Origin of the sequence: Pseudomonas sp. LS-2 (assembly GCF_003605735.1) — a bacterium.
Lineage (GTDB): Bacteria > Pseudomonadota > Gammaproteobacteria > Pseudomonadales > Pseudomonadaceae > Aquipseudomonas.
In genome coordinates, this window is sequence record NZ_QXTJ01000040.1 from 265,927 (window position 1) to 274,182 (window position 8,256).

Sequence of the window (8,256 nt, forward strand, 5' to 3'; positions counted from 1 at the left end):
TGACGTCTACGGCCGCCTGGCCTTGCCAGACAACTGACTCACACTCGATATCAATGTGTCCAGCGCGAAAGGCTTGGTCAGAACGGCGGTCGCAGGTGCCAGAGGCGGGTTGCCCACCACCGCAGGGTCGGTGTAACCGGTCATCAGCAACACCGGAAGGTCCGGCCGGGATTCACGCGCTGCCTGAGCCATCTGTCGCCCGTCGATTGCACCAGGCAGGCCGATGTCCGTAACTAACAGATCGACTGGGGTGTCCGACTGGAGAATCTGCAGCCCTGCCACACCGTCGGCGGCCTCGATGATCCGGTAACCCTGGCTGCCGAGGGCCTCCGTGACGAACATCCGCACCGATGGCTCATCATCGACCACGAGCACCGTTTCGCCGGTCCACATCCCGTGCGCCTCAAGCGGAGTTTCAAGCTGGGCTGGCCGCTCAACGTCAGCTTCCCGGTAAGGCAGTTGCAGGTAGACCTGGGTGCCTTTGCCCTCCTGCGAACGGATCTTCACCTGGCCGCCCGATTGTTTCACGAAGCCATAGACCATCGACAATCCAAGCCCGGTCCCCGCCCCCACCGGTTTGGTCGTGAAGAAAGGCTCGAAAGCCTTGGAAAGCGTTTCGGCGTTCATTCCTGAGCCGTCGTCGGCAACGCATATCGTCAGGTACTCGCCGGGGGCCAGTTCTGCATCCAGCTCCGGCCCCTGCTCAAGCGTCTGGTTGAACGTCCGGATGCTGATCTTGCCGCTCCCCGACGCGGCGTCGCGAGCGTTGATGCACAGATTGAGCAGCGAGTTTTCCACCTGCGCAGGGTCGACCAGGCAGGTGCTCAACGCGGCGCTCAGATTGACGTTCAATTCGATGGACGGCCCCACCGTTCGACGAATCAGTTCCTCCATTTCGGCGATCAGGACGTGGACATCGGTCTGCACCGGCAGCAGTGTCTGGCGCCGGGAGAACGCCAGCAGCCGGTGAGTCAGCGCCGCAGCCCTTTGCGCGGCACCGTAGGCCACCGAGACGTACCGCTCGACATCAGCGGTGCGGCCCTGGTTGAGCCGCAGCTTGATCAAGTCCAGGCTGCCAGTGATACCGGCCAGCAGGTTATTGAAGTCATGGGCAATCCCGCCGGTCAGTTGCCCGATGGCCTCCATCTTCTGTGATTGGCGAAGCGCCGCCTGGGCCGCCTCGCGCTCGGCCACCGCCTCAGCGATTCGGGCCTCCAGCGTGCGATTGAGTTCGACCAGCGCCGTCTCGGCGTCCTTGCGCGCCGTCACGTCGATGGACGAACCGATCAGGCCGATCACCTTACCGGCGTCGTCGAACAGTGGCGCCTTGGCCGACAGCCAGAGGGTGGCCGAGCCATCGGGCATGTCGACCCGCTCTTCGATCTGCACCGCCTTGCCGCTGCGCATGATGCTCTGGTCGGTTGCCATGATCTGCCGCGCCTGGGCCTTGTCCTCGAGAAACTCCAGGTCGGTTTTGCCCAGATAGTAAGCCGGTGGTTTGCCGATCAACTGCGTGGTGCCATGGTTGGCGACCAACATGCGACCTTCCAGGTCCTTGGCATAAATCACGCCGGGCACCGCGGCGGTGAACGTGCGCAACAAAGCCGACACTCGGTCACGCTCGGCCTCTGCGGCACGTCGTGACTCGATGTCCATGAGCACACCCGGAAAACGCACCGCCTGCCCCGCTTCGTTCAGTTCAGCACGGCCATTGGCCTCGACCCATCGATAGCCGCCGTCTTCGTGGCGTACGCGGTATTCGCACCGGTAAGCACCGCCGCGCGCCATCGATTGCTGAATGGACAGGGACACACGCTCGATGTCGTCCGGATGAATGGACGAAAACGCTTCGGCGATGGGAATGCCGTCTCGGCATCGCTCCGCCGACAGGCCGAACGAACGGGAAAACCGCTCGTCCGCCGTGACGCAGTCACCCGGGATGTCCCATACCCATGTGCCGATGATTGCACCGGCGTCCAGTGCCAGTTGCAAACGTTCGGACGCATCAGTGGGAAATGAGCTCGCTTGAGACTGCGTGGCAGAACCCGCCTTCAGCATCGGTGGTTCAAAGCCTTCAAGGTCCATCGGACGTCCTATGTATGTCCTTGCAGTCAACTCAGGGTTTCGTGCGTGGCGAAGTGATGAAAAGTGCGCCTGAGCGCGGCGCGTCGAGCAGGCCCGCCGCAGTACGGTGTCCGGGCTGGAGTGGCCTAAGCTATCACCGGTCACGTTGCCGGGAAAGCCGCAAGCCGTCCTGACCTGCCATCCTGACCTGTCACCCGTGGGTGAACAAACTGAACGGTTGCCCGTCCGGTCAGGTCCATTACTCAGGTGAAAGGAGCCCCCCTGGAGCGAAATCAAGAGCAGCCTTTTGGCGATAATATCGTCTTTGGCGGACCACAAGGATCCCCCGCTCGCGTTCAAAGACTCCAGGGCGACTTATTCAGATCATTACCCTCAAGGACCCCAGATGACCTTCTACATCTTTCTCATCGCGTGCTGTGCGGCAGCGACCACCGGCGTCATGTTCCAACCAGGCAGTTGGTACGAATCCCTCCAGAAACCACGGTTTACCCCACCCAACTGGTTGTTCCCCGTGGCCTGGACGACAATCTATCTGCTGCTGGCCTGGGCGGGTTATCGCCTGACGCAGTTGCCGGGCAGCCAGACCGCTCTGGCGTTGTGGGCAGCGCAGATTGCCCTGAACACGCTGTGGACGCCGGTGTTTTTCGGCGCGCACCGCATCGTCGCCGCCATGGTGATTCTGGCCCTGCTGTGGGTGGTCGTTGCCGTGATGGTGGTGATGGCCCTGCAACTGGACATCATCACCGGACTCATCCTGTTCCCTTACCTGGCGTGGCTATGCGTCGCGGCAGCGTTGAACTTCTCGATCCTGCGGCACAACAGATAACCAGCCCGCTAGCCGGGCCGTGCAATCCCGTGCTGGCGCAGTTTGCGGTACAGCGTGTTGCGGCTGATGCCCAGCCGCGCGGCGACCCGGGCGATGTGCCAATGTTCGGTTTCAATCAGGCTGATCAACGTCTGGCGTTCTGACTGACCGAGAGGGTTTTGCGCCACCGCGACGGGCACCGCGGGCAACAGTTCAGCCACATCCTCCAGGGTGATGCGGCCCTCCCACGCCAGCGCGACCAGCGTGCGCAGGCTGGTGCGCAGTTGCCGCACGTTGCCCGGCCAGGGATAGGCCAGCAAGTGTTCCCTGACGCCGGGGTCAAGGCGCACCTTGCTGCCTTTCGCTTCTTCGCGCAGCAGCAGGTCGAGAAGGCTGCCTTTGTCGGAGCGCTCGCGCAGTGGCGGGAGCTGTACCGCGAACCCACCGATGCGATAAAACAGGTCTTCACGCAAACGCCCGTCGGCCACGCACGTCTGCAGATCCTGGTGGCTGGCACTGATCAGGCGGATGTCCAGCGTACGGGCCGATGCGCTGCCCAACGGGACGACCTGACGTTCCTCGAGCACGCGCAACAGGCGCGTCTGCAATGCCAGGGGCATATCGGCGATCTCATCGAGGAACAGAATGCCGCCGTGTGCCTGTTCCAGCTTGCCGACCATGCCGTCCTTGCGCGCCCCGGTGAAGCTGCCGCCGCGATAGCCGAACAGCTCGCTTTCGATCAGCGCCTCAGGGATGGCCGCGCAATTGATCGCCACGAACGGCTGACTTGCCCTGGCGCTGGCGCGGTGTAGCGCGGCGGCAAACGCTTCCTTGCCGGTGCCGGTCTCTCCTTGCAAAAACACCGGCACATCGCGCTCCAGCACCCGAAGGGCCCGGGCGAAGCTGCGTTGCAGGCGCGGGTCCTCAAGGCACACCCGCACATCGGTGACCTCGGGGATTGCTGGTGGGGTCACGGGGGATGTACGCAACGGTTCGCGCAACTGCCCGTAGAACAGGCGGCCGTCGAGCAACCGCACCGGCCAGCAGACGCTGGGCTGGGTGCTGGCCTGGCCCATCACCTGATCCAGCGGGGTTTCCAGCAAGGTGGTCAGCGATTGCCCGACCAGTTGCTGACGGCCGACGCCGAGTAAATCCAGCGCTGCCTGATTGACCGAACAGATGCGCGCCTGCTCATCGAAGCTGAGCAACCCTTCTGCCAACAGGCCGACGAAGCCTGCTTCGGGGTGGAAGCGCAGCAGATACCGATGGGGATCGTCGCCGAGAAAAAAGCAGTTTTCGATCAGCCGCGCCGACAGGTTGGTCAGTGCCATCGCCTGATAGTGCTGTTGCAGGCTCTGCCCGTCGCGCACCGAGGACAGGTTGAGCACCGCGAGCAACTCGCCTCTGGCGTCGAAGATCGGGCTCGCCGAACAGGTCAGGCCCACGTGCTTGCCGCGAAAATGCTCATCGCGGCGGATAGTCACGTGGCGACGCTCGACCAGGCAAGTACCGACGCCGTTGGTGCCCTCGTTTTCTTCGCACCACACCGAGCCCAGCCACAGCCCCGAGCGCTGGAATTCGCACCGCTCGGCTTCATTGAACACGCTGTCGATCGCGACCCCGCGGGCGTCGGTGAGCAGCACCACGTGGCCGTCGCGGCCGACCTGCTGATGCAGGCTGTTCATTTGCCAGCGGGCCACGGCAATGACGTTTTCCAGCGGCGCGCGGTGGTCTTTCAAACGCGGCTGTTCGAGCACATCCGGGGCGCGGCGGCTGGCGGGGTCGAGCCGATGCTGATCCAGACAGCGGCGCCAGGAACGCGTGATTGCAAGGTCCGCGGAGGTCCCCTGACTGGCTGGCGAACCCTGCACGGTTTGCAGGACTTGTTGCGCATGGGCGCTGATCAGCGTTGGAGTCATTTTATTGTTGTGCTCCCTGTTGTCGTTCCGCGCTGCATCACGAAACGGTTCCGTGGGCAGCTTAGCCCAAGAGACAGCAGGCCGGGGCTCCGTGCGCCGGGTGACACTGTGTCACGGGGCATTCTCGCCATCGTGACACTGACGTCCCTCGACGCTTGCGCACTGGGTCCGCAGCGGCTCTAACACAGCCTTTTCAGTGAAGTGGCCCGACCCTTGCTCTGGTGCAGACCGGTACAAAAACAACAAGATCGGGAGAAACCCTCAATGAACATCGCAATCGAAACACCCCTAAAAACCCCCACTGCCCAACTCGCGGCCTGGGTCGAAAGCCTGGGCGAACGCCTGGCGCAAGGCGATCTGGACCGCACCCTCGAACTGTTTGCCGACGAATGCTACTGGCGTGACCTGTTGTTGTTCAGCTGGAACCTGGTGACGCTGGAAGGCAAGCCCGCCATCCGCGAGATGCTGGAAAACCGCCTTGAACTGACCCGCCCCGAGCACTGGAAACTTGAAGGCGAGGCCACCCTGGATAAGGGTGTGCTGGAAGGCTGGATCAGTCTGGAAACCGAGACCGCACGGGGCAAAGGTTATGTGCGGCTCAAGGACGGCCTGTGCTGGACGCTGCTGACCACCATGCGCGAACTCAAGGGCCACGAAGAGCCCAGCGGTCGGCGTCGGCCGATGGGCGCCAACCATGGCCACGGCCACGCCGACAAGCGCAACTGGCTGGAACGCCGCCGTGATGAAGAAGCCTCGCTGGGGCTGACCACCCAACCGTATTGCCTGATCGTCGGCGGTGGTCAGGGCGGGCTGGGACTGGCCGCACGACTCAAACGCATGGGCGTTCCCACCCTGATCGTCGACAAGGCCGATCGGCCCGGCGACCAGTGGCGCGGTCGCTACAAGTCGCTGTGCCTGCACGATCCGGTCTGGTACGACCACATGCCTTACCTGCCCTTCCCCGATCACTGGCCGGTGTTCACACCCAAGGACCAGATCGGTGACTGGCTGGAGATGTACACCAAAGTCATGGAGCTCAACTACTGGCCTCGCACCGAATGCGTCAGCGCGCGCTTCGATGAACAGGCCGGCACCTGGACCGTCGAGGTGCAACGTGATGGCGAACGCCTGACGCTACAGCCCACCCAGTTGATCCTCGCCACCGGCATGTCCGGTGTGGCCAATGTCCCGGACTATCCCGGCGCCGAGGTATTCAAGGGTCAACAGCACCATTCCAGTCGCCACCCCGGCGGCGATGCCTGGCGCGGCAAACGCGCAGTGGTCATCGGCGCGAACAACTCGGCGCACGATATCTGCGCGGACCTGGTGGAGAACGGCGCCGACGTCACCATGGTCCAGCGCTCCAGCACCCACATCGTGCGCTCGGACAGCCTCATGGACCTGGTCTTCGGCGGGCTGTATTCCGAGGACGCTCTGGAAGGCGGCCTGACCACGGACAAGGCCGACATGCTGTTCGCCTCGATCCCGTACAAGGTCATGCCCACGTTCCACCAACCGGTGTTCGCGGCGATCAAGGAGCGCGACAAGGACTTTTACGAACGCTTGAGCAACGCCGGCTTCATGCTCGACTTCGGTGACGACGAGTCCGGGCTGTTCATGAAATACGTGCGCCGGGGCTCGGGTTACTACATCGACGTCGGCGCTTCGGAGCTGATCGCCAACGGCACGATCAAACTCAAAAGCGCGCCGGGCCTTGGCGTCGAGCGGATAGAAGCGGACGCCGTGGTGCTCAACGATGGCAGTCGACTTGAAGCCGACCTCATCGTTTACGCCACCGGTTACGGGTCCATGAACGGCTGGGCCGCCAAGCTGATTTCACAGGACGTGGCCGACAAGGTTGGCTGCTGCTGGGGACTCGGCTCGGGAACGACCAAAGACCCGGGTCCGTTCGAAGGTGAATTGCGCAACATGTGGAAGCCGACGCAACAGGACAACCTGTGGTTCCACGGCGGCAACCTGCACCAGTCGCGGCACTACTCGCTGTACCTGGCGCTGCAATTGAAAGGCCGCTTCGAAGGGCTCGACACCCCGGTGTATGGCCTTGCGCCGAGCCATCACATGCGCTGAGTGAAGCGATGATCGACGCTCTGCATCAGTGTGGACGCAGAGCGTCCTACGGGGCATTCCCACGCTGGAGCGCGGGAACGGTCGGAGTCAGTGGCATGACCGCGTGATCGCTTCTGCCCGCAGGGCGTGGGAGTTCGGCTTGCCGACGATCTGCTGCGAAGCGGCAGTAAACTCAAACACCCTGGCAGGATCAGACAGATCCTGATCGACAGGGTTTGCTGCCGGTACCCGGCAGATCGTCGGCAAGCCGGCCTCCCACGCCTTCGGCAGAATCAAGAGCCGTGCGGTGTCCCTCTGCCCCTACTGGGCTCCTGATCGCTCCCGCGCTCCGCGTGGTAACGCAGCGATTGACGCTCTGCCTCTCTTGAATGCTGTGATAACAGTGAACGGGGGCCTTGTAGGAGTGAGCTTGGTCGCGATTGCAATGTGTCAGTCAACGCACGGATGTCCGCTCTGACGCTATCGCGAGCAAGCTCACTCCTACAGAGGAAACAGAGGAATCAGCGAAGCCTTGAGTCATTGCTTCTGCCCGGAGGGCGTGGGAGTTCGGCTTGCCGACGATCTGACGCGAAGCGGCAGTAAAGTCAAACACGCTGGCAGGATCAGACAGATCCTGATCGACAGGGTTTGCTGCCGGTACCCGGCAGATCGTCGGCAAGCCGGCCTCCCACGCCTTCGGCAGAATCAAGAGCCGTGCGGTGTCCCTCTGCCCCTACTGGGCTCCTGATCGCTCCCGCGCTCCGCGTGGTAACGCAGCGGTTGACGCTCCGCGTCAACGTGGACGCGGAGCGTCCTGCAAGGCATTCCCACGCTGGAGCGTGGGGACGATCAGGCCGCTGGGGCGTGGGAATGATCAGAGTCCGTGGCATGAACGCGTAATCGCTTCTGCCCGGAGGGCGTGGGAGTTCGGCTTGCCGACGATCTGCCGCGAAGCGGCAGTAAAGTCAAACACGCTGGCAGGATCAGACAGATCCTGATCGACAGGGTTTGCTGCCGGTACCCGGCAGATCGTCGGCAAGCCGGCCTCCCACGCCTTCGGCAGAATCAAGAGCCGTGCGGTGTCCCTCTGCCCCTACTGGGCTCCTGATCGCTCCCGCGCTCCGCGTGGTAACGCAGCGATTGACGCTCCGCGTCAACGTGGACGCGGAGCGTCCTGCAAGGCATTCCCACGCTGGAGCGTGGGGACGATCATACCTCTGGAGCGTGGGAACGATCAGGCCGCTGGAGCGTGGGAATGATCCTGCCGCTGGAGCGTGGGAACGGTCGGAGTCGGTGGCATGACCGCGTAATCGCTTCTGCCCGGAGGGCGTGGGAGTTCGGCTTGCCGACGATCTGGCGCGAAGCGGCAGTAAACTCAAA

4 protein-coding genes are annotated in these 8,256 nt (G+C 63.2%); 2 read left to right on the forward strand and 2 right to left on the reverse strand.

Features of this window, described 5'->3' with window-relative positions; translation table 11 throughout:
- Positions 1-6 precede the first annotated feature (6 nt).
- The gene (locus tag D3M70_RS26895) at positions 7-2,058 is read right to left on the reverse strand and encodes a PAS domain-containing sensor histidine kinase (RefSeq protein ID WP_256660003.1); all 2,052 of its coding nucleotides are present in this window, start codon (positions 2,056-2,058) and stop codon (positions 7-9) included.
- A 412-nt stretch (positions 2,059-2,470) separates the two neighbouring features.
- Between D3M70_RS26895 and D3M70_RS26900 the strand changes: the two genes are divergently transcribed.
- The gene (locus tag D3M70_RS26900; protein ID WP_120128783.1) at positions 2,471-2,911 is read left to right on the forward strand and encodes a TspO/MBR family protein; all 441 of its coding nucleotides are present in this window, start codon (positions 2,471-2,473) and stop codon (positions 2,909-2,911) included.
- A gap of 8 nt (positions 2,912-2,919) precedes the next feature.
- Here D3M70_RS26900 and D3M70_RS26905 read toward each other — a convergent pair whose 3' ends face one another.
- Complete coding sequence (locus D3M70_RS26905; RefSeq protein ID WP_120128784.1) at positions 2,920-4,809, reverse strand: sigma-54-dependent Fis family transcriptional regulator; 1,890 nt, start codon at positions 4,807-4,809, stop codon at positions 2,920-2,922.
- Between the two features lie 264 nt (positions 4,810-5,073).
- Between D3M70_RS26905 and D3M70_RS26910 the strand changes: the two genes are divergently transcribed.
- Positions 5,074-6,897 (forward strand): NAD(P)/FAD-dependent oxidoreductase, encoded by a 1,824-nt coding sequence (locus D3M70_RS26910; RefSeq protein ID WP_120128786.1) that lies wholly within the window; start codon positions 5,074-5,076, stop codon positions 6,895-6,897.
- The last annotated feature ends 1,359 nt before the right edge of the window (positions 6,898-8,256 follow it).

What these genes read in the sequence shown, in the direction of transcription:
- D3M70_RS26895 (WP_256660003.1), bottom strand. Translation starts at nt 2,058, where the DNA reads ATGCTGAAGGCGGGTTCTGCCACGCAGTCTCAAGCGAGCTCATTTCCC.
- D3M70_RS26900 (WP_120128783.1), top strand. Translation starts at nt 2,471, where the DNA reads ATGACCTTCTACATCTTTCTCATCGCGTGCTGTGCGGCAGCGACCACC.
- D3M70_RS26905 (WP_120128784.1), bottom strand. Translation starts at nt 4,809, where the DNA reads ATGACTCCAACGCTGATCAGCGCCCATGCGCAACAAGTCCTGCAAACC.
- D3M70_RS26910 (WP_120128786.1), top strand. Translation starts at nt 5,074, where the DNA reads ATGAACATCGCAATCGAAACACCCCTAAAAACCCCCACTGCCCAACTC.